The 19,677-nt window shown below is 60.4% G+C and carries 20 protein-coding genes; 8 read left to right on the top strand and 12 right to left on the bottom strand.

Going from position 1 to position 19,677, the window contains the following annotated elements:
* The first annotated feature begins 69 nt into the window (after positions 1-69).
* Entirely contained in the window at positions 70-438 is a 369-nt protein-coding gene (locus HYI44_RS13565) for a PilZ domain-containing protein (protein WP_122838983.1), read from the top strand.
* Positions 439-470: 32 nt separating this feature from the next.
* On the opposite strand, the gene radA is transcribed toward HYI44_RS13565, so the two are convergent.
* Positions 471-1,838 (bottom strand): DNA repair protein RadA, encoded by a 1,368-nt coding sequence (gene radA, locus HYI44_RS13570; RefSeq protein WP_045059327.1) that lies wholly within the window; start codon positions 1,836-1,838, stop codon positions 471-473.
* Positions 1,839-2,265: 427 nt separating this feature from the next.
* On the opposite strand from radA, the gene mscL reads away from it, so the two are divergent.
* Positions 2,266-2,691, top strand: a complete 426-nt coding sequence (mscL, locus tag HYI44_RS13575; RefSeq protein ID WP_045059326.1) for a large-conductance mechanosensitive channel protein MscL — start codon at positions 2,266-2,268, stop codon at positions 2,689-2,691.
* A gap of 33 nt (positions 2,692-2,724) precedes the next feature.
* Here mscL and HYI44_RS13580 read toward each other — a convergent pair whose 3' ends face one another.
* Positions 2,725-3,501, bottom strand: coding sequence for a ferredoxin--NADP reductase (locus HYI44_RS13580; RefSeq protein ID WP_225569611.1), 777 nt, complete (start codon positions 3,499-3,501; stop codon positions 2,725-2,727).
* A gap of 448 nt (positions 3,502-3,949) precedes the next feature.
* On the opposite strand from HYI44_RS13580, the gene HYI44_RS13585 reads away from it, so the two are divergent.
* Complete coding sequence (locus HYI44_RS13585; protein WP_225569612.1) at positions 3,950-5,074, top strand: methyltransferase; 1,125 nt, start codon at positions 3,950-3,952, stop codon at positions 5,072-5,074.
* A gap of 49 nt (positions 5,075-5,123) precedes the next feature.
* Here HYI44_RS13585 and HYI44_RS13590 read toward each other — a convergent pair whose 3' ends face one another.
* From HYI44_RS13590 to HYI44_RS13600, 3 genes are all read right to left on the bottom strand, one after another.
* On the bottom strand, positions 5,124-5,291 hold the full coding sequence (locus tag HYI44_RS13590; protein ID WP_122838980.1) for a DUF2474 domain-containing protein: 168 nt from the start codon (positions 5,289-5,291) through the stop codon (positions 5,124-5,126).
* Between the two features lie 108 nt (positions 5,292-5,399).
* A complete protein-coding gene (gene cydB, locus HYI44_RS13595; RefSeq protein WP_122838979.1) occupies positions 5,400-6,407 on the bottom strand; it encodes a cytochrome d ubiquinol oxidase subunit II in 1,008 nt (335 codons plus the stop codon).
* 3 nt (positions 6,408-6,410) lie between these two features.
* Positions 6,411-7,844, bottom strand: coding sequence for a cytochrome ubiquinol oxidase subunit I (locus HYI44_RS13600; protein WP_122838978.1), 1,434 nt, complete (start codon positions 7,842-7,844; stop codon positions 6,411-6,413).
* Between the two features lie 484 nt (positions 7,845-8,328).
* On the opposite strand from HYI44_RS13600, the gene HYI44_RS13605 reads away from it, so the two are divergent.
* Positions 8,329-9,567, top strand: a complete 1,239-nt coding sequence (locus tag HYI44_RS13605) for an MFS transporter (RefSeq protein ID WP_122838977.1) — start codon at positions 8,329-8,331, stop codon at positions 9,565-9,567.
* Here HYI44_RS13605 and HYI44_RS13610 read toward each other — a convergent pair.
* The 5 genes from HYI44_RS13610 to HYI44_RS13630 all read right to left on the bottom strand — a co-directional run bounded on the left by HYI44_RS13610 (position 9,564) and on the right by HYI44_RS13630 (position 14,452).
* A complete protein-coding gene (locus HYI44_RS13610; RefSeq protein ID WP_225569613.1) occupies positions 9,564-11,765 on the bottom strand; it encodes a xanthine dehydrogenase family protein molybdopterin-binding subunit in 2,202 nt (733 codons plus the stop codon). The genes HYI44_RS13605 and HYI44_RS13610 overlap by 4 nt on opposite strands.
* Positions 11,765-12,751 (bottom strand): FAD binding domain-containing protein, encoded by a 987-nt coding sequence (locus tag HYI44_RS13615; RefSeq protein ID WP_122838975.1) that lies wholly within the window; start codon positions 12,749-12,751, stop codon positions 11,765-11,767. The genes HYI44_RS13610 and HYI44_RS13615 overlap by 1 nt, the downstream gene beginning before the upstream one ends.
* Positions 12,748-13,281 (bottom strand): (2Fe-2S)-binding protein, encoded by a 534-nt coding sequence (locus HYI44_RS13620; protein WP_122838974.1) that lies wholly within the window; start codon positions 13,279-13,281, stop codon positions 12,748-12,750. Before HYI44_RS13620 ends, HYI44_RS13615 begins: the two co-directional genes overlap by 4 nt.
* 106 nt (positions 13,282-13,387) lie before the next feature.
* Positions 13,388-13,939, bottom strand: a complete 552-nt coding sequence (locus HYI44_RS13625; RefSeq protein ID WP_122838973.1) for a DJ-1 family glyoxalase III — start codon at positions 13,937-13,939, stop codon at positions 13,388-13,390.
* A gap of 66 nt (positions 13,940-14,005) precedes the next feature.
* Entirely contained in the window at positions 14,006-14,452 is a 447-nt protein-coding gene (locus tag HYI44_RS13630) for a DUF4879 domain-containing protein (RefSeq protein ID WP_122838972.1), read from the bottom strand.
* A gap of 223 nt (positions 14,453-14,675) precedes the next feature.
* On the opposite strand from HYI44_RS13630, the gene HYI44_RS13635 reads away from it, so the two are divergent.
* Positions 14,676-15,971, top strand: a complete 1,296-nt coding sequence (locus HYI44_RS13635) for an NCS2 family permease (protein WP_045062040.1) — start codon at positions 14,676-14,678, stop codon at positions 15,969-15,971.
* Positions 15,968-17,047: a tRNA (uridine(54)-C5)-methyltransferase TrmA gene (trmA, locus tag HYI44_RS13640; protein WP_122838971.1), complete on the top strand. Its 1,080-nt coding sequence runs from the start codon at positions 15,968-15,970 to the stop codon at positions 17,045-17,047. Before HYI44_RS13635 ends, trmA begins: the two co-directional genes overlap by 4 nt.
* A 54-nt stretch (positions 17,048-17,101) precedes the next feature.
* On the opposite strand, the gene HYI44_RS13645 is transcribed toward trmA, so the two are convergent.
* Entirely contained in the window at positions 17,102-17,548 is a 447-nt protein-coding gene (locus HYI44_RS13645) for a DUF2442 domain-containing protein (RefSeq protein ID WP_225569614.1), read from the bottom strand.
* Complete coding sequence (locus HYI44_RS13650) at positions 17,545-17,973, bottom strand: DUF4160 domain-containing protein (protein WP_225569615.1); 429 nt, start codon at positions 17,971-17,973, stop codon at positions 17,545-17,547. Before HYI44_RS13650 ends, HYI44_RS13645 begins: the two co-directional genes overlap by 4 nt.
* Before the next feature lie 217 nt (positions 17,974-18,190).
* Here HYI44_RS13650 and HYI44_RS13655 point away from each other — a divergent pair, with 217 nt between their 5' ends.
* Both HYI44_RS13655 and aroQ read left to right on the top strand, forming a co-directional pair.
* Positions 18,191-19,102, top strand: a complete 912-nt coding sequence (locus HYI44_RS13655) for a LysR family transcriptional regulator (protein ID WP_045062043.1) — start codon at positions 18,191-18,193, stop codon at positions 19,100-19,102.
* Positions 19,103-19,235: 133 nt separating this feature from the next.
* A complete protein-coding gene (gene aroQ, locus HYI44_RS13660) occupies positions 19,236-19,676 on the top strand; it encodes a type II 3-dehydroquinate dehydratase (RefSeq protein WP_122838969.1) in 441 nt (146 codons plus the stop codon).
* Position 19,677: the final 1 nt, after the last annotated feature.

Consider the following 19,677-nt stretch of genomic DNA (forward strand, 5'->3'; position numbering starts at 1 on the left):
AGCCATGTCCCTGCTGGCGGCCGCGCACCCTGCGGGTCTATAGTCAGCAAACATTTCGAGGAACGCGCCATGAGCCAGCAACCCGCCGAACGCCGCCGCTTCACACGTATTGCGTTCGATGCCAGAACCGAGCTGGGCCAAGGGCAGTCCATCTGGCCGGTAAAGCTGATCGATCTTTCACTCAAGGGGCTGCTGATCGAGCGTCCGGAGCCATGGCTGGGTGATGCGCAACAGGATTTTTTCGTCGAAATTCACCTGACCGATGAGGTCGAGATCAAGATGGATGTGCAGCTCACCCATCAGGAGCGCGGCCAACTGGGGTTTGTCTGCCGCCACATCAGCCTGGAATCCATCGAGCGCCTGCGGCGGTTGATCGAGTTCAACCTGGGAGACCCGCAGGAGCTGGAGCGGGAGCTGGGCGCACTGATCGAAGTCTGACGGTCCCACCGGGAAGACCCAACGGCCAAAAATCACTCGAACAACGCATCCAACGCCTGCTCCAGCCGCGTCACTGCAATAATCTGCAAGCCTGCCGGTGCTTCCTTGGGCGCATTCCCCTTGGGCACGATGGCGCGTTTGAAGCCATGCTTGGCCGCTTCCTTCAAGCGTTCCTGACCGCTGGGCACCGGACGTACTTCACCGGACAACCCAACTTCACCGAACACCAGCAGGTCATGGGGCAAGGGTCGATTGCGCAAGCTGGACATCACCGCCGCCATCAGCGCCAGGTCCGACGCGGTTTCCAGCACTTTCACGCCGCCTACCACGTTGAGGAACACATCCTGGTCGTGGGTTGGAATGCCACCATGGCGGTGCAGCACGGCGAGCAACATTGCGAGCCTGTTCTGATCCAGGCCCAGGGTCACACGGCGCGGGTTAGCCAGATGGCTGTCGTCTACCAGCGCCTGAACTTCCACCAGCATCGGCCGAGTGCCTTCCCACGTCGCCATGACCACGCTGCCCGGCACTTCTTCCTGGGCACGGGTGAGAAAAATTGCCGAAGGGTTGGAGACTTCCTTGAGCCCTTTGTCCGTCATGCCGAACACGCCCAGTTCATTGACCGCGCCAAAGCGGTTCTTCACTGCACGCAACAGCCGCAGGCGGCCATCGGACTCGCCCTCGAAATACAGCACGGTGTCGACCATGTGCTCAAGCACCCGCGGACCCGCCAGCGCGCCTTCCTTGGTGACGTGGCCGACCAGGAAGATCGCCGTCCCGCTCTGCTTGGCATAACGCACCAGCAACGCCGCGCTCTCCCGGACCTGGGACACACCCCCCGGGGCCGACTGCAGCTGCTCGGTGAAAATCGTCTGGATCGAGTCGATTACCATGACCTTGGGCTTTTCCACCCGCGCCGTGGCGATGATGGTTTCGATGCAGGTCTCGGTCATCACGCGTAGCTGGTCCTGGGGCAATCCCAGGCGCCGGGCACGCATGGCCACTTGCTGCTGCGATTCCTCACCGGTGACATACAGCGCCGGCATGCTCTTGGCCAGATTGCACAGGGTCTGCAGGAGGATGGTCGACTTGCCGATCCCCGGGTCACCGCCAATCAGCACCACCGAACCGTCGACCAGACCACCGCCCAGGACTCGATCGAGTTCACTGGAGGCCGTGGAGAACCGCGGGATTTCTTCAACGCTGACTTCGGCCAGCGTCTTGATTTGCGCTTGCTGGCCAGTCCAGCCGGTGCGACCGCTGGGAGGTGCCGCCCCACCGCTCTCGACCATGGTTTCAGTCAGGGTGTTCCAAGCGCCGCACTCGCCGCACTGTCCGGCCCACTTGGGGAAAGTTGAGCCGCACTCGGTGCAGCCGTACATGCGTTTGGCCTTGGCCATCTTGACTCCCGGCAAAAACCGGGATGATAGCGCAGCTGGAACGGATAAGCGCGCAGCAATACGGGACAGTGGAGAGCCTTAGTTGCCTTTGGATAAGTTACCCAACTGCCATCCAACTGCAACTCATTAACTTGTACCCGACCTCCTGGTTACTATCTGTCGCCTCCAAGTTAATACTCGAAACATCAGCACCACCGTCAATGAAGCAAATGGCAATTCATTAACCAAACATGCACTTTCAGAAGTAGCGCACTGAAAAAGTAGTTCGCCAAAACACGCTGAGCGCCCAACAATCATGAGGTTTTTGTAAACTTTTCGCCGGCGGCCGGGTCGACTGCTGGCAAGCTCTAAAGCAGCCGTTTCGAGCAAGAACCGTATTGCTGAATTACACTGCGGCTACCAACCAATCCGTACAAGGAATCAACCAATGGGCGTGATCAGTGAGTTCAAGGCCTTCGCGGTCAAGGGAAATGTGGTCGACATGGCGGTCGGCATCATCATCGGTGCGGCCTTTGGCAAGATCGTTTCGTCGTTCGTTGGCGACGTGATCATGCCGCCGCTCGGCCTGTTGATCGGGGGGGTTGATTTCAGTGACCTGGCCGTCACCCTGAAGGCTGGAGAGGGAACCACCCCCGCCGTGATGCTGGCCTACGGCAAGTTCATTCAAAGCGTGATCGACTTCATCATCGTCGCCTTCGCGATCTTCATGGGTGTGAAAGCCATCAACCGCCTCAAGCGCGAAGAAGCCGTTGCCCCGACCGTGCCGCCTGTTCCGACCAAGGAAGAAGTGTTGCTGGGGGAAATTCGTGACCTCCTGAAGGTGCAGAACGAGCGGCCGCGGAACCTGGAATAACCAGAAAAACGGCGCCTTTTCGGCGCCGTTTTCTCACCAGTAGGTTTCCACCGCTACTTGCCCCGGGCGGCGGCTGAGACTCAGGTGCATGTCCCTGCGCTTCAGCAACTGACGCGTGTCATCGATCATTTGCGGGTTGCCGCACAGCATTACCCTCGAATGTTCCGGGGTGAGAGTCAGCCCCGCCGCGCCCTCCAGGTCGCCGTTTTCTATCAGTGTGGTGATTCGTCCATTCAGGGCACCCGCGTGAGACTCGCGCGTGACAATGGGGATGAACTGCAGCTTGTGCGCATATTCGGCCAGGTAGTCTCGCTGCGCCAGCCCGGCGATCAGCTCCTGATAGGCCAGCTCTGCAGCTTCTCGCACGCTGTAGACCAGGATGATGCGTTCGAACCGCTCCCACACTTCAAAGTCCTGGAGGATCGACAGGAACGGCGCGACGCCGGTACCGGTGGCCAGTAACCAAAGGTCACGGCCGTCGACAAAACGATCGAGTGTGAGGTAACCGAATGCCTGGCGATCTATCAGCAGCGAGTCTCCTTTGACCAGGCGGCTCAGCTCGCTGGTGAATTCGCCATTGGGCACCACGATGGAAAAGAATTCGAGAAACTCGTCATGGGGCGAGGAGACCATCGAATACGCACGCCACACCGTGCTGCCGTCGGCTTTGGTGACGCCCAGGCGAGCAAACTGGCCCGCGCGAAAGCGGAACCCGGGATCCCTTGTAGTGCGCAAGGTGAACAGGTTCGGCGTCAGGGGCTGAACGTCGAGCAAGGTCTGGCGGGTAAATTTTTCTGCACTGGCAGTCATGGGTCGCTCCATTAAACAGAGGCTTGCAGTTTCCCGCAAAAACGCAGAATTAAACACCGACGATTGGTAATGGCTTTAAACGGAGCACCAACAGAATGTTTAACCAGTTCGTTAGTCACGGCTCGTATTAAACGCAGCATCTAAACCTCCCCTGCACAATCCAAATTGTTTAGAACCAACCGTTTTGAATTAATGCCTGATTGCGCCGACATAATTCCCGCAGGCCATGGTCATGGGACACTGATTGCAGGGAGCACTGCGGGTTCTCTCGCGCCTTGAGCTGTTCGTTGAAAAATGCCGCGAGTAATCCTTAAGAAAAAAAAGTACCATTTACGGTCCTTACTGAGTGATGACATGCCCTCCCGCATGACGCTGTGCACTCGGCCGGATCAGCCCGCAACAGGCCCTTGGCGGCGGGAACCCCGTTGATTAACAAGAGCCACACTCCATGCCTTTGCTCGAAACACCCTTCGCCCACCTCGACCTGATCCGCCAGCCCGAACAGTCGAATGAACCGCTGCAGGCATTTGATGCCGCCGACGAGTACCTGCTCAATCACCTGGCGCAGCTGCAACCGGCCGCTCAGACGCGGGTTCTGGTGCTCAATGACAGCTTTGGGGCACTGGCTGCGAGCCTGGCCGGTAACGTTCAGGTCACCAGCAGCGGCGACTCGTTCCTGGCATTCCAGGGCCTGGAAAAAAATCTGGTCCGCAATGGCCATGCCTTCGATGCGGTGCCGACAGTACCCGCCCATCAGTCTTTTGCCGGCCCGTTCGATCAGGTGTTGATCCGGGTCCCGAAAACCCTGGCCCTGCTGGAAGAGCAACTGATCCGCCTGCAAGGGCAACTGGCGCCCGGCGCCCAGGTGGTGGCCGCCGCCATGATCAAGCATCTGCCCCGCGCTGCGGGTGATCTGCTCGAACGTTACATTGGCCCGGTACAGGCCTCGCTGGCGGTCAAAAAGGCCCGGTTGCTGATCGCCACTGCCGAACCCAAGCCTGCGGCGGTGTCGCCCTACCCGACCCGTTATCAGCTGGATGCACCGGCCATCGAGTTGCTCAACCACGCCAACGTGTTCTGCCGCGAAGGCCTGGACATCGGCACCCGGGCTTTTCTGGCGCACTTGCCCAACAATCTCGGCAGGGCGCGGGTCGCGGACCTTGGCTGCGGCAATGGCGTGCTGGCAATCGCCAGCGCGCTGCAGAACCCTGAGGCGCACTACACGCTGGTCGACGAGTCGTTCATGGCGGTGCAATCGGCGAGCGAAAACTGGCGCGCAGCGCTAGGTGACCGGGAAGTCCAGGTGCGCGCCGGTGATGGCCTGGCCGAACAGGCCGCGCAGTCGCTGGATGTGGTGCTGTGCAACCCACCGTTCCACCAGCAGCAAGTCGTCGGCGACTTCCTCGCCTGGCGCATGTTCCAACAGGCCCGTGAAGCGCTGGTGGTCGGTGGTGCGCTGTACATCGTGGGCAACCGTCACCTGGGCTATCACAGCAAACTGGCGCGGCTGTTCCGCGGCGTCGAACAGGTGGCGGCGACGCCGAAGTTCGTGATTCTCAAAGCGCGAAAATAATCCAGACGAAAAAAACCTCCCTTCCAGGAGGTTTTTTTATCCGCCCATCTCAATGCGTGCTCAGGCCTGCTGCGTTCATGAACATGCGCATCAGGCTGGCGACGATGAACAATGCGCCGACGCTGCCGACCCAGATCATTGCCAGCCAGCCAAGGCGTTGCCACAGTGGTTTCTTCTCTGCGGCCTCGATTTCCTGCAACGAGCGTTTACTGGCCATGAACTTCTACCCTCCTATTCAAGGTTGATGGCGTGTCGACGCCATCGCGAGCAAGCTTTGCTCCCACAGGCTGTGCATCAAGCTCTGCAGTAGTCTTTGCAACTGCTGCTAGTGATAGCCATCCTCGTGGGTGACCTTGCCGCGGAACACGTAATAGCTCCAGAAGGTGTACCCCAGGATGAACGGGATAATGAACAGCGTACCCACCAGCATGAAGCCCTGGCTCTGCGGCGGTGCGGCAGCGTCCCAGATCGAGATCGACGGTGGCACGATGTTCGGCCACAGGCTGATCCCAAGACCGCTGTAGCCCAGGAAAATCAGGACCAGCGTCAGCAGGAAGGGCATGTAGTTGGCATTGCGCGCCACGGCACGAATCAGTCCGTACATCGTCACCAGTACCAGGATCGGCACCGGCAGGAACCAGAACAGGTTTGGCAACGTGAACCAGCGCGAGGCAATTTCCGGATGCGCCAGCGGCGTCCAGATACTGACGATACCGATCACCGCCAGCAGCACGAAAGCCAAGGGGCGCGCGAGGTTATGCATCTGCTCCTGCAACTTGCCTTCGGTCTTCATGATCAGCCAGGTGCAACCGAGCAAAGCATAAGCCACGACCAGTGCGGCGCCACAGAACAGGGTGAACGGAGTCAGCCAGTCCAGCGAGCCACCGGCGAATTGCCGGTTAACCACCGGTAACCCGTCAATGAACGCGCCGAGTGCCACCCCCTGGAAGAATGTGGCCGCCACCGAACCGCCGATGAACGCCTTGTCCCACAGGTGGCGCTTGTCATCCTTGGCCTTGAAGCGAAACTCGAACGCCACGCCGCGGAAGATCAGGCCGATCAACATGAACATCAGCGGCAGGTACAGCGCCGACAACACCACAGAGTACGCCAGCGGAAAGGCGCCGAACAAGGCGGCCCCGCCAAGGACCAGCCATGTTTCGTTGCCGTCCCAGACCGGTGCAACGGTGTTCATCATGACATCGCGGTCGGTCTTGCCCGGGATAAAGGGGAAGAGAATGCCGATTCCCAGGTCAAACCCGTCCATGACCACGTACATCATGATGCCGAAGATGATGATCACGGCCCAGATCAGCGGAAGATCAATACCCATGACTCAAATCTCCTTGGTCAGGCTGTGGTCGTTGTCGGCACTGTCGTCAGCTGCCGACAGCGGACGTGCCGGGGTGCGCTGCTTGCCAGGACCACCGTCATTGGTTTCCTTGCCTTCGTCGATCTTCGGCCCTTTGCGCACCAGGCGCATCATGTAGCCAAGGCCGGCACCGAACAGGGCGAAATACACCACGACGAACATGATCAGGGTAATGCTCATCTGCATGAAACTGTGGTTTGAGGAAGCATCCGCCGTGCGCATCAATCCGTAGACCACCCAAGGCTGGCGGCCGATTTCCGTGGTGAACCATCCTGCAAGGATCGCGACCAGACCCGAAGGCCCCATCCACAGTGCCAAATAGAGGAACGGACGCGAGGTGTACAGCCTGTCGCGCTTGCGCAGCCACAGGCTCCACAAACCGGTGAAGATCATCAGGAAACCCAGGCCAACCATGATCCGGAACGACCAGAACACGATGGTTGAATTGGGCCGGTCTTCAGGCGGAAAATCCTTGAGCGCCGGGACCTGTTTGTCCAGCGAATGGGTGAGGATCAGGCTGCCCAGATACGGAATCTCGACCGCATATTTGGTTTTTTCAGCTTTCATGTCCGGCCAGCCGAACAGGATCAGCGGGGTCGGCTCATCGCCATGGTTTTCCCAGTGACCTTCAATTGCCGCAATTTTCGCCGGCTGGTGCTTGAGCGTATTCAGGCCATGGAAATCGCCGATCACGGCCTGGATGGGCGCAACGATCAACGCCATCCACATGGCCATCGACAGCATGGTGCGAATGGCCGGGTTGTCCTTGCCCCGCAGCAAGTGCCAGGCAGCCGAGGAACCTACGAAAAACGCCGTCGCGACGAACGCTGCCGTTGCCATGTGCATCAGGCGGTACGGGAAAGACGGGTTGAAGATGACCGCAAACCAGTCAGTGGGAATCACCTGGCCGTTGATGATTTCAAAGCCCTGGGGGGTCTGCATCCAGCTGTTGGATGCGAGGATCCAGAATGTTGAGATCAGCGTGCCGATGGCCACCATCACCGTTGAAAAGAAGTGCAGGTTGCGTCCGACCTTGTTCCAGCCGAACAGCATGACCCCGAGGAAGCCGGCTTCCAGAAAGAAGGCGGTGAGCACTTCGTACGTCAGCAACGGGCCCGTCACGGCACCGGCGAAGTCCGAGAAACGACTCCAGTTGGTGCCGAACTGATAAGCCATGACCAGCCCGGAGACCACGCCCATACCGAAGTTGACGGCAAAGATCTTCGACCAGAAGTGGTACAGATCGCGGTAAGTGTCGTTTTTGGTTTTCAGCCACAAGCCTTCAAGCACCGCCAGGTAACTCGCCAGGCCGATGGTGATGGCCGGGAACAGGATGTGGAATGAAATGGTGAACGCGAACTGAATTCGGGCGAGATCAAGCGCCTCCAAACCGAACATAAGTCTTCCTCTGTCAGGTAATTCCGGCTGAAGGCCTGCGGCCTGCACCCACTGCCCCCACGGATATGGAGTGTGGCGAATTCAAATTCGTTCTTTTTTTACCTGCATCACACGTAGGGAGTCTGGCCAATTGGCCGCCGGATCATCTCCACGAAAGGTTTTGATCTGGATCAAGCATGATTGAAAGAGTAGTCCCATTTTTGCAGGTAACCGGTGTGGTCTTTTGCCGCGTGACAGGTTGCCTCACAGGCATGGCAATCTGCCGTAACACATTCGTGTGTGGGAGTGAGCCTGCTCGCGATAGCGGTTAGCCAGGGCACTTTGTCTTCTACTGACACACAGTCATCGCGAGCAGGCTCGCCCCCACATGAATGGGACTGCCTGAGGGATTGGTGTCTAGCTAACTAATTTTTCCGGGCCTGCAACTTCTGGTTACAGGTTGGTGGTAGTCTCGACGTTATCCCCGTTCAAGATCCGCCGCCATATGCCCAGCCAACCGCCCTTGCTGTTACGTCACCATCGCCCGTTCATCGCGTTCTGGCTGGCCCGGATCTTCACCGCCAGCGGCTTCCAGATGCTGACCGTGGCCATCGGCTGGAATCTCTACCAGCTCACCGGCAACGTACTTGACCTCGGCCTCGTGGGCCTGGTGGAGTTTGCCCCGCGGGTGCTGTTCATGTTGCACACCGGGCACGTCGCCGATCGCTACGACCGACGCAAGGTGGCCGCAATCTGTCAGTCGTTGCAGGCGATGATCGCCCTGGCGCTGGCGATCAGCAGTGCGACCGGGCATGTCACCCGGGAAATGATCTTCATCCTGGCGTTCCTGCTGGGCGCCGCCCGCTCCTTCGAGATGCCCACGACCCAGGCGCTGCTGCCAAGCATCGTGCCCAGCGCGCTGTTTCCCCGCGCGGTGGCCGCCGCCCAGTCGGCGCAGCAATCGGCAACCATCGTCGCTCCCGCGCTGGGCGGCTTGCTGTATGCGTTCGGCAGCGTCTGGGTCTATGGCCCCACGGTCGTCCTGTACATCATTGCCTGCGCCCTGATGCTCAACCTGCCGGCCCGGCAGACTCCACTGAACAAGGGCAAGGCGACCCTCGACTCGTTGTTGGCGGGTATTCGTTTCATTCGCAGTCGACCGGACATACTCGGGGCGATTTCCCTGGATCTGTTTGCCGTGCTGCTTGGAGGTGCGACCGCCCTGCTACCGGTATTTGCCAAGGACATCCTGCTGACCGGGCCCTGGGGCCTGGGCCTGTTGCGCTCTGCGCCGGCGGTCGGCGCGCTGCTGATGTCGCTGTGGCTCGCACGGTTTTCCGTGGATCGCCAGGTTGGCCGGGTGATGTTCACGGCGGTGGGCGTGTTTGGCGTCGCCACCATAGCCTTCGGCCTGTCGACGTCATTCTGGTTTTCCCTGGCTGTACTGGTGGTGCTCGGCGCAGCGGACATGATCAGCATGGTCATCCGCGCGTCCTTCGTACAACTTGAAACCCCTGACGAAATGCGGGGCCGGGTGAGCGCCGTGAACGGATTGTTCATCGGCGCTTCGAATCAGTTGGGCGAGTTCGAATCCGGCCTCACGGCTCACTGGTTCGGCACCGTTCCCGCCGTGGTCATGGGCGGAATCGGCACGCTGGTGGTGACCGGGGTCTGGATCAAACTGTTCCCGACCCTGGCCAACCGCGACCGCATGCATGTACCGGCGCAAGAGGCCAGGGTTTAGAGCAGCTTGTCGAGGGTGATGGGAAAGTCCCGCACCCTTTTGCCCGTGGCATGGTAAATCGCGTTGGCCACCGCTGCCGCGACACCCACAATGCCGATTTCCCCCACGCCCTTGGAACCCAGGGCATTGACGATCTCGTCGTGCTCTTCAACGAACAGTACGTCGATGTCACCGATGTCGGCATTCACCGGAATGTGGTATTCGGCGAGGCTGTGGTTCATGTGCCGACCCAATGCATGATCAGTCTGGGTTTCCTCGTGCAGCGCCATGCCGATCCCCCAGACCACGCCGCCGAGGATCTGGCTGCGGGCCATTTTCGGGTTCACCACCCGGCCGGCGGCGATGGCACTGACCACGCGATTGACCTTCACGGTCCCCAGGTCTTCATCGACCAGTACTTCGACGAACACCGCCGAATGCGTGGCCGTAGCGTACGCTTCGCGCTTCTTGTCCGGCTCGGCATCCACCTGGACCTCCAGAGTCGCTTCGCCGCTGCTGCGCACCAGCTCGGCCAGGGACGTGTGCGAGTCCCCACAACGCAACTGCCCGGCTTCGAACACGGCCTGTTCCGAAGTGACGGCAGCGAATGCCGGATGGGTCTGCCGGGCAACCGCCAGCAGTTTTTCCTGCAATGCAGCGCACGCCTGCTGGACCGCTGTGCCGACCGAGGACACGGTAAAGGAGCCGCCCTGCAGTGGCGCGGTGGGCAATGACGAGTCACCGAGTACAAAGGTGACGTCCTGCACCGCCACACCTGAGGCCTGGGCGGCGATCTGGGTCATGACGGTGTAGGTCCCGGTGCCGATGTCAGTGGTTGCGCTGCTGACAGTCAGCTTGCCGTTCTGGTCGATACTGGCCTTGGCGCTGGCTTTCTGTTGCATGGCTTCCCAGACACCCCCAGCCATGCCCCAGCCGACCAGTTGCCGATCGTGACGCATGCTGCGCGGTTCGGGGTTGCGCTGGTTCCAGCCGAAGCGTTCGGCACCCTGCTCGTAGCAGGCCCGTAGCTCCTTGCTCGAGTACGGCTTATCTTCGTTCTGGTTGCGCTCTGCATAGTTGATCAACCGCAGCTGTACCGGGTCGATCGCCAGCGCGCAGGCCAGCTCGTCCATGGCGCACTCCAGGCCGATCAAGCCGAGTGCCGCGCCTGGGGCGCGCATGTCCAGCGGCGTGAAGACATCCAGTGGCACCAGCTTGTAAGTCAGCTGCACGTTGTCGCAGTGATAAAGCATGCCGCTCCACTCCACTACGTGCTCGGTGAAGTCTTCAAAGCGCGAGGTCTGGCCGATCGCCGTGTGCCCGACTGCCAGCAAACGGCCGTTAGCCGCAGCACCCAGTTGCAGGCGCTGCAAGGTGCGAGGCCGGTAGCCAAAGGTGAACATCTGCTGGCGAGTCAGGGTCACGCGTACCGAACGCTTGAGTTTGAGCGCGGCCATCACAGCCAGTGGCAATTGGTATTGCGGACGCAAGCCGGAACCGAAGGCACCACCGACAAAGGCGGCGAAAATCCGCACCTGCTCTTTGTCCAGGCCAAAGACTTTTTGTACATAGGACTGACAGTTCTGCGGCCCCTGGGTCTTGTCGTGAATGTGCAGGGTGCCATCGGCCTGATAGAGCACGGTACTGGCGTGCGGCTCCATCGGGTTGTGATGCTCTATCGGCGTGCTGTAGTGCAGGTCGAGACTCAGAGCCGCACCGGCGAACTCCGCCTGGAAATTCCCGCGGGGCTTGGGCAACTCGGCGGGCGCAGGATGAGCTTCACCCTGCATCGACAGCAGATCGGTTTGATGGCCCGCGCTTTCATATTCGATCCGCACCAGCGAACCGGCATGTCGCGCCAGCTCCAGATTGTCGGCTATCACCAGCGCGAGCGGCTGGCCGCTGTAGAGGATTTGGTCGTTGTAGAGCGGACGAAACGGTGAGCCTTCGGCAGAGTCAGCGTCCTCATAATCTTTGTCATAGCTGGCTATTTGCGGGCGGTTCGTATGATCGATCACGGCAACGACGCCGGGCAATGCCAGGGCTGCCGAGGCATCAATCGTCAGCACGCGCCCGCAAGCGACAGGGCTCGAGACCACGCTGCCATGCAGCAGGCCCTGCTCGGGAAACTCCCCGGCATACCGCGCCTGGCCGGTGACTTTGAGGTGGCCATCGACACGATCCAGCGGCTGGCCCATCGGTTGAGTGAACGTATTCATCAGGCTTGCCCTCCCAGCGCGGCGTCGCTCAGCGCACGGACAATCGCCCGACGCGCCAGTTTGACTTTGAAAGCGTTGTGCTCAAGCGGCTCGGCGTTTCGCAGCAGCGTATCGGCGGCAGCGGTGAAGGTTTCGCGGCTGACGGTCTTGCCCACCAGGGCGTTTTCCACTGACTTGTCGCGCCACGGCTTGTGCGCCACGCCGCCCAGCACCAGGCGTGCCTGACGAATGACCGGCCCGTCCAGCTCCAGCGCAGCGGCCACCGAAACCAGGGCAAAAGCATAGGAGGCGCGATCGCGAATCTTGAGGTAATGGCTGCAGTCGGCGAATCCGGTGGCAGGCAGTTCAATGCTCGTGATCAATTCATCGTCGGCCAGTTGATTGTCGCGCTCGGGCGCATCGCCTGGCAGGCGGTGGAAGTCGGCAAATTCGATCGTGCGCGGCCCGCCACGACCCTGCACATGCACCACGGCTTCCAGTGCCGCCAATGCCACGCACATATCTGACGGGTGAGTAGCGACGCACTGGGCACTGGCACCGAAGATCGCATGGATACGGTTCAACCCGTCCCGCGCCGGACAGCCGCTGCCGGGGTCGCGCTTGTTGCATGGCACGCTGGCGTCGTAGAAGTAATAACAGCGCGTGCGCTGCAGCAGGTTGCCACCCGTGCTGGCCATGTTGCGCAACTGCGGCGATGCGCCGGCCAGTATCGCCTGGGACAACAGCGGGTAACGTTGTTCGATCAACGGGTGCCAGGCCAGGTCGGCATTGCTGACCAGCGCGCCAATCATCAGCCCGCCTCCAGCAGTTTCGCGCACTTCGCGCAGTGGCAGGCCGGTGATGTCGATCAGGTGCTCGGGACGAGTGACGTTTTCCTTCATCAGGTCCAGCAGGTTGGTGCCGCCGGCAATGAAGCGGGATGCGGGACCGGCCAGATGCACCGCGTCCTGCACCGATTCAGGCTTGCTGTACTGAAAGGGATTCATTGGCCACCCCCTTGCCCGGCGTTGGCGCGGCAGGCAGGAAGCGCCTCTTCGATGGCATCGCGAATATTACTGTAGGCACCGCAGCGGCACAGGTTGCCACTCATCAACTCCTTGATGTCTGCCTGGCTGTTGGCCCGTCCTTCGTTGGCCAGCCCGACGGCAGAGCAGATCTGCCCTGGCGTGCAATACCCGCACTGGAAGGCATCGTGCTTGATGAACGCCTGTTGCATCGGATGCAACTGTTCACCCTCGGCAAGGCCTTCGATAGTGGTCAACTCGGCACCGTCGCACATCACCGCCAACGTCAGGCAGGCATTCACCCGCTTGCCGTTGAGCAACACGGTGCAGGCACCGCATTGGCCGTGGTCACAGCCTTTCTTCGTGCCGGTCAGGTCCAGTTGTTCCCGCAGCAGATCCAGCAAGGTGGTCCAGGGCAGGACCTCAAGCTGACGCGCCCGGCCATTGAGCGTCAAACCCAGTGGATGGCGGGCATATGACGCTGGCGTGGCGTCGTCATTGGTTGCGCTCATGTACACCTCACGATTGGTCGTCTAGTCGCGGCGTTTTGGCAAACCGCCGTCATAAGGGGTACGACTTCGCGTGGCGAACAGCGTTCAAGGGGATTGATCCGCGGTGTCAGACCAGCAATTGTGCCGCCACCGCCGTGCGTATGGCCTTGCCACAGAGCTGTTCCACCAGGGCCAGGGCAAATGCCAGCGCCGCGCTCGACCCCTGGGCGGTGATGCAGTTACCGTCGACCACCACCGGCTGATCGACAAAATTGCAGCCCGACAATTGATGGCTGGCTGAGGGCAGGCAAGTCATACGGCGCTGACGCAACACCCCCGCGTTTTGCAGCGCCAGCGCCGGAGACTCGGCAATCGCGGCGAACAGGCGACCGGCGGCCGCCTGATCCTTGATCAGTTGTTGCAGGGGTTGATGGGCTGCCAGATGCTGCGCGCCCACCGCACCGCCGGGCAGTGCGATGAGGTCGAAGGGTTGCGCGAGCAAATCCACCAGCATGGCATCGGCGGTCAAGCGGGTACCACGGGCACAGGTCAACATGCGCCGGCCTTCGATACTGGCCACTACCACTTCCACCTTGGCGCGGCGCAGTACATCGACCAACGTCACTGCTTGCAGATCATCGATGCCCTCGGCGAGGGTAATCAGGGCTCTAAAGGTCATGGGCGACATCCACTGAATGATCTTTAGAGCGTAGTCAGCTTTCGCGCCTGTTGTCTGGGCGGGCGGTTACTTGATGTAAAGCTGCGTCGCCAGCGTATTGCCCGGCGCGTTGATTGAGGTATTGCTGAAGGTGAACGTTCCCTCCTGCTTGCCCGCCAGATCGAAGACGTAGAGGTAGCCGACGGTTTTCCTGCCGACGGTGCATTCTGTCAGGTTGCCGTTATCAAAGGCACAGACCGGCGTACGGGTACCGTTGAGATCGAACCCGTCCAGACCGACCCGCGCCGCGCGTCCGTAGCCGACTTCCAGCACATACACCTTGATGCCCGGCCCGCTGTGATTACAGCGGGTCTGTTCCTGGCCAGGCGTGATGTCTTCAAAGCCACAGGCCGGCGACTCGACCTTGACCACTTTGACCTGGCTCAGCGCCGGTGCCGATGCAGCCCACACCGCCTGCCCCCCCGCCAAAGAGGCGATGACCATCGCAAATACCCCAACCAGACGCCTGTTCATGCATGTCCCATGTTGCCCCGAATGCCAGTACGCAGTATGGCGCACTTGGCCTGAACGCAAAACATCGACGACGATCGCAGCCATAAGCAGCCACAGCCCCACGCTGCTGGTATGATGCGCGGCTTTTTCCGACCCACAGAAAATTAACGGCCCCTTTCACGGTCTGTGCTTTGCTGTTGAGGTCGATACATTCACGGCGCCCGGCGCGCCACGGGGAGCAGACATGCTGGAAAGGCTGTTTCAACTCAAGGCACACAACACCAACGTGCGGACCGAGATTCTTGCGGGCATCACGACCTTCCTGGCCATGGCCTACATCCTGTTCGTCAACCCGAGCATTCTCGGCGAGACCGGCATGGACAAGGGCGCGGTGTTCGTCGCGACCTGCCTGGCAGCAGCCATCGGCTCCACCGTGATGGGCCTGATCGCCAACTACCCGATCGCACTGGCACCAGGCATGGGCCTGAATGCCTTCTTCACCTACACCGTCGTGCTGCACATGGGCCACACCTGGCAAGTGGCGTTGGGCGCGGTATTCATCTCGGCAGTGCTGTTCTTCCTGCTGTCGATCTTTCGCATCCGCGAATGGATCATCAACAGCATCCCGTTGCCACTGCGTTCGGCTATTGCAGCCGGCATCGGCCTGTTCCTGGCGTTGATTGCCCTGCATAACGCCGGCATCGTGGTTAGCAACCCGGCGACCATGGTCGGCCTTGGCGACCTGAAGCAGCCGGCACCGATTCTCGCGACCCTGGGCTTTGCCCTGATCGTCGCCCTCGAAGCGCTGAAAATCCGTGGTGCGGTGCTGATCGGTATCCTGGTGGTCACCATCGCCTCCATTGCCCTGGGGTTCACGCCCTTTGGTGGCGTGATGTCGATGCCGCCATCCCTGGCACCAACCTTCCTGCAACTGGATATCAAAGGCGCGCTGGACATCGGTCTGGTCAGCGTTATTTTCGCCTTCCTGTTCGTCGATCTGTTCGACAACTCCGGCACCCTGATCGGCGTCGCCAAGCGCGCCGGCCTGATGGGCAAGGACGGCCACATGCCGAAGATGGGCCGTGCGCTCATCGCCGACAGCACTGCGGCCATGGCCGGTTCGCTGCTGGGCACCTCGACGACCACCAGCTACATCGAATCCGCAGCCGGTGTGAGTGCTGGTGGCCGTACTGGCCTGACGGCCGTGGTGGTGGCGATCCTGTTCCTGCTGGCGCTGTTCTTCTCGCCACTGGCCGCCAGCGTTCCGGCGTTCGCAACCGCTCCGGCACTGCTGTTCGTCGCAGTCCTGATGACTTCCGGCCTGGCCGAAATAGACTGGGACGACATCACCGTAGCGGCACCGGTCGTGGTGACCACCCTGGCCATGCCGTTCACTTATTCCATCGCCAACGGCATCGCCTTCGGTTTCATCTCCTGGACCGCGATCAAGTTGCTGTCCGGCCGCGCCCGTGAGCTCAATCCGGCGCTGGTGATTCTGTCGATTCTGTTCGTGATCAAGTTGGGTTGGTTCAACGCATGACTTTTGATTCCCAGGCCTACGCCGCTCAGCTCGAAGACAAGGTCACACGCCTGCGTGACCTGCTGGCCCCGTTCGATGCACCCGAACCGACGGTGTTCGACTCGCCGCTGCAAAACTTCCGGCTGCGTGCCGAATTTCGCTTGTGGCGCGAAGGTGGCGAACGTCATTACGCCATGTTCTCCCCGGAAGACAAACGCACGCCGATCCTGATCGAAGCCTTTCCGATCGCCAGCCTGCGGATCAATCAACTGATGCCGCAACTCAAGGCCGCCTGGCAAGCGAGCGCGCCCTTGAGTAACAAGTTGTTCCAGGTGGAGTTTTTGACCACCCTGGCCGGCGACGCAATGGTCACCCTGTGTTACCACCGTCCGCTGGACGAGCACTGGCACGTTGCTGCGTCGAAGTTGGCAGCCGACCTGAATGTCAGTGTGATTGGCCGCTCAAAGGGTAAGCGCGAAGTTATCGGTCGCGATTACGTGGTGGAGAAGCTCGAAGTGGGCGGTCGCACCTTCAGCTACCGCCAGCCCGAAGGCGCATTCACCCAGCCCAACGGCACCGTGAACCAGAAGATGCTCAACTGGGCGTATGAATCCCTGGGCGATCGCCCGGACGATTTGCTCGAGCTGTATTGCGGCAACGGCAACTTCACCCTGCCGCTCGCGACCCGCGTGCGCAAGGCACTGGCGACCGAAATCAGCAAGTCTTCAGTCAATGCAGCCCTGAGCAATCTCAGCGAAAACGCGGTGGATAACGTCACCCTGGTGCGCCTGTCTGCCGAAGAGCTGACCGAAGCCTTGAACGAAGTGCGGCCATTCCGTCGCCTGCAAGGCATTGACCTCAAGAGTTACGAATTTGGCAGCGTCTTCGTCGACCCGCCGCGCGCCGGGATGGACCCGGACACCTGCGAACTGACCCGGCGTTTCGACAACATTCTGTACATTTCCTGCAACCCGGAAACCCTGGCAGCCAACATCGCCCAGTTGCATGACACGCACCGCATCACCCGTTGCGCAATGTTCGACCAGTTCCCATGGACCCATCACATGGAATCCGGCGTCATGCTGACCCGGCGCTGAGTTCAACAGCCAACATCAGACAAGCCGTCGTCCTGACGGCTTTTTTGTGCGCGCCTAAAGCACCGCATCCACTTTGCGCGGGCGCCCGCCTTTCTTGCCATTGGCCCGAGCTGCAGCAGACTTCGCGGCGCTGCTTTGCCGGCCATTGCGCGAAGCGACGACGGAAGCGGCCATGGCCATCAACGGTTTGCTGGCAGAGATCATCCCGGCAATCGACACCTGCAGGTCCTTCCCCTCATGACACAGGGCGGTCCCCGAGAACCCGACAGTCAAAGCTGCAAAGTCCTCGGCGCAGAAATCATCGAACTCAGCGTAGAGCTTCACGGGCAGCAACACGCCGCTACCGTCTTCGAAACTCACGGTCAGACGCGATGCCCCATGGGTGACCGCAATTGCCTGAAGGCAGTTTTGTTGCTTCAACTGCCCACGCTCGATCGCCTCGTCCAGTGCTGCCTCGGTCACTGGCTGATCCATCAGTGTTTTTGCTTTTATCGTTTTCAAAGTTCGATCTCCACGCCCTCCGGCGCCCCCATCAGGGAAAGCAGGGTCTTGTCATTTTCGGGCTCATATCGAGCCGAACCAATTATGTAGGTCGCGTTGGCGATGCTTTTCGGCATCACGACTTCATTGGTCTGCCAATCCCATAACTGATGATCGAGGCATGCCGTCTGTAATTTGCACCACCATATGCTGCGAGCGCGTCGAAGGTGGACTGGGTGCCTGAGCGCCTGGCGCAGCCCTTCCAGCACTGCCACAGGTGGACGACGTGAATGAGGGACAACGTCCCACAGATCGACACTGTTGTGCCAGAAGCTGAACCTGAATCGAGCGCTCCAGATCCCGGCATTCACATGTGCATGCGGAGGGCAGTGTTCATCGCGCAGCATAATCACCAGTGAAAGTCCCTTGTAGCGACATATATTCATATTAACCCATCCGTTAGGTTATTGGATCAATATCCTGATCCTATCCTCGTAAAATTCGACGATCGGCGCGGCGAGCCGAATCGACATCCTACCCCTCAGGCTAGCGCCTGAGCTCGCCGCAAGCCTGGGAAAGGCACGCTAATAAGTAAGCAATCCTTTCACCTCCCAGCGGGATCGGTACAGAATCAGCTTCACTTGATCCACGGTGTAATCAACCATGCAGCGACTCTTCGACGATCTTCAGTTGGGCAGCATTGAGCTGTTTTGCCTGGCTGCCGAGGCTGGCAGTTTTACCGCGGCGGCGCTGGTGGCGGGGGTCACGCCGGCGGCGGTGAGTCGCTCGGTGTCGCGCATGGAAGAACGCCTTGGGGTGCGGCTGTTCGCGCGTACCACCCGCAGCGTCAAGCTCACCGACAGCGGCCGGCGTTATTACGAAGAATGTCGCCAGGCGCTGGCACAGTTGGTGGAGGCGCAGCGCGAGGTCATGGGCCAGCAGCAGCAACCTTCAGGCACCTTGCGCATCAGCATTCCCACCACGTATGGCCATCACCGCATCCTGCCGTTACTGCCAGCCTTCAGGGCGCGCTTTCCCGATGTGAAGGTGCAAGTGCACATCAGTAACCGCAATATCGATTTCGTTGGCGAAGGTTATGACATGGCGATTCGCGTGCGGGCCATCCCGGACTCCGGCCTGATCGCCCGACCACTTGAAGATGCCGCCCTGGTGATGATTGCCAGCCCCGACTACCTCAAGCAGGCGGGCGTGCCGCAGACCCTGGACGACCTGTCACGGCACGAATGCATTCAGTACGAATTACCCAGCAGCGGCCGGCGCATTGCCTGGTTGTTCAATGACGGTGGCACGCCTGTCGAGCTTCTGGCCCAAGGCAATCTCAGTTGCTCCGACGACGTGCTGGGCGGCGTGACCCTGGCAAAGCACGGCGCGGGGTTGTTTCAGACTTATCGCTTTATCGTTGAAAAGGAGTTGGCCGACGGTTCGCTGGTGGAAGTGCTCAAACCCTACGGTGGACGTTCAAGGCCGTTTACCCTGCTCTATCCCCAGAGTCGCCATGTACCACTGCGGCTGCGGGCGTTCATCGATTTCCTGGTGGAGCAGCTGCCGCGATGAAAAGTCGTCCGATCACCGCACACAAATGCTGACGGGCGCACCTCGTCAATTGACCAAATTAACCAACTAGTACATTTTATCTCCACAGGCTGAGACCATCGGCCAACGCCAACAATAATAAGTGGAGATACCCATGGACCCTATTGTCCTGGTGCTTAACGGCCCAAACCTGAATCTGCTCGGCACCCGCGAACCGGCCACCTATGGCCATGAAACCCTGGCGGACATTTCCGCGCTGTGCGGTCGCGCCGCAGAAGAATTCGGACTGCGCGTGGAATTCCGCCAGACCAATCATGAAGGTGAATTGCTGGACTGGATTCACGCCGCCCGCGGGCGCTGCGCAGGCATCGTGATCAATCCGGCAGCCTGGACCCATACCTCGGTCGCGATCCGTGATGCCCTGGTAGCCAGTGAATTGCCAGTGATCGAGGTTCATCTGTCCAACGTTCATGCCCGTGAACCCTTTCGTCACCACTCGTTCGTCTCTGCGGTGGCCATGGCGGTGATGGCCGGTTTCGGCAGCCATGGTTATCGCCTGGCACTGGACCACTTTCGCCAGCAGTTGAAAGGGTGAG

The sequence above is a fragment of the Pseudomonas sp. Y24-6 genome (assembly GCF_020295325.1).
GTDB classification, from domain to species: Bacteria; Pseudomonadota; Gammaproteobacteria; order Pseudomonadales; family Pseudomonadaceae; genus Aquipseudomonas; species Aquipseudomonas gregormendelii.

What these genes read in the sequence shown, in the direction of transcription:
- HYI44_RS13565 (WP_122838983.1), top strand. Translation starts at nt 70, where the DNA reads ATGAGCCAGCAACCCGCCGAACGCCGCCGCTTCACACGTATTGCGTTC.
- radA (WP_045059327.1), bottom strand. Translation starts at nt 1,838, where the DNA reads ATGGCCAAGGCCAAACGCATGTACGGCTGCACCGAGTGCGGCTCAACT.
- mscL (WP_045059326.1), top strand. Translation starts at nt 2,266, where the DNA reads ATGGGCGTGATCAGTGAGTTCAAGGCCTTCGCGGTCAAGGGAAATGTG.
- HYI44_RS13580 (WP_225569611.1), bottom strand. Translation starts at nt 3,501, where the DNA reads ATGACTGCCAGTGCAGAAAAATTTACCCGCCAGACCTTGCTCGACGTT.
- HYI44_RS13585 (WP_225569612.1), top strand. Translation starts at nt 3,950, where the DNA reads ATGCCTTTGCTCGAAACACCCTTCGCCCACCTCGACCTGATCCGCCAG.
- HYI44_RS13590 (WP_122838980.1), bottom strand. Translation starts at nt 5,291, where the DNA reads ATGGCCAGTAAACGCTCGTTGCAGGAAATCGAGGCCGCAGAGAAGAAA.
- cydB (WP_122838979.1), bottom strand. Translation starts at nt 6,407, where the DNA reads ATGGGTATTGATCTTCCGCTGATCTGGGCCGTGATCATCATCTTCGGC.
- HYI44_RS13600 (WP_122838978.1), bottom strand. Translation starts at nt 7,844, where the DNA reads ATGTTCGGTTTGGAGGCGCTTGATCTCGCCCGAATTCAGTTCGCGTTC.
- HYI44_RS13605 (WP_122838977.1), top strand. Translation starts at nt 8,329, where the DNA reads ATGCCCAGCCAACCGCCCTTGCTGTTACGTCACCATCGCCCGTTCATC.
- HYI44_RS13610 (WP_225569613.1), bottom strand. Translation starts at nt 11,765, where the DNA reads ATGAATACGTTCACTCAACCGATGGGCCAGCCGCTGGATCGTGTCGAT.
- HYI44_RS13615 (WP_122838975.1), bottom strand. Translation starts at nt 12,751, where the DNA reads ATGAATCCCTTTCAGTACAGCAAGCCTGAATCGGTGCAGGACGCGGTG.
- HYI44_RS13620 (WP_122838974.1), bottom strand. Translation starts at nt 13,281, where the DNA reads ATGAGCGCAACCAATGACGACGCCACGCCAGCGTCATATGCCCGCCAT.
- HYI44_RS13625 (WP_122838973.1), bottom strand. Translation starts at nt 13,939, where the DNA reads ATGACCTTTAGAGCCCTGATTACCCTCGCCGAGGGCATCGATGATCTG.
- HYI44_RS13630 (WP_122838972.1), bottom strand. Translation starts at nt 14,452, where the DNA reads ATGAACAGGCGTCTGGTTGGGGTATTTGCGATGGTCATCGCCTCTTTG.
- HYI44_RS13635 (WP_045062040.1), top strand. Translation starts at nt 14,676, where the DNA reads ATGCTGGAAAGGCTGTTTCAACTCAAGGCACACAACACCAACGTGCGG.
- trmA (WP_122838971.1), top strand. Translation starts at nt 15,968, where the DNA reads ATGACTTTTGATTCCCAGGCCTACGCCGCTCAGCTCGAAGACAAGGTC.
- HYI44_RS13650 (WP_225569615.1), bottom strand. Translation starts at nt 17,973, where the DNA reads ATGAATATATGTCGCTACAAGGGACTTTCACTGGTGATTATGCTGCGC.
- HYI44_RS13655 (WP_045062043.1), top strand. Translation starts at nt 18,191, where the DNA reads ATGCAGCGACTCTTCGACGATCTTCAGTTGGGCAGCATTGAGCTGTTT.
- aroQ (WP_122838969.1), top strand. Translation starts at nt 19,236, where the DNA reads ATGGACCCTATTGTCCTGGTGCTTAACGGCCCAAACCTGAATCTGCTC.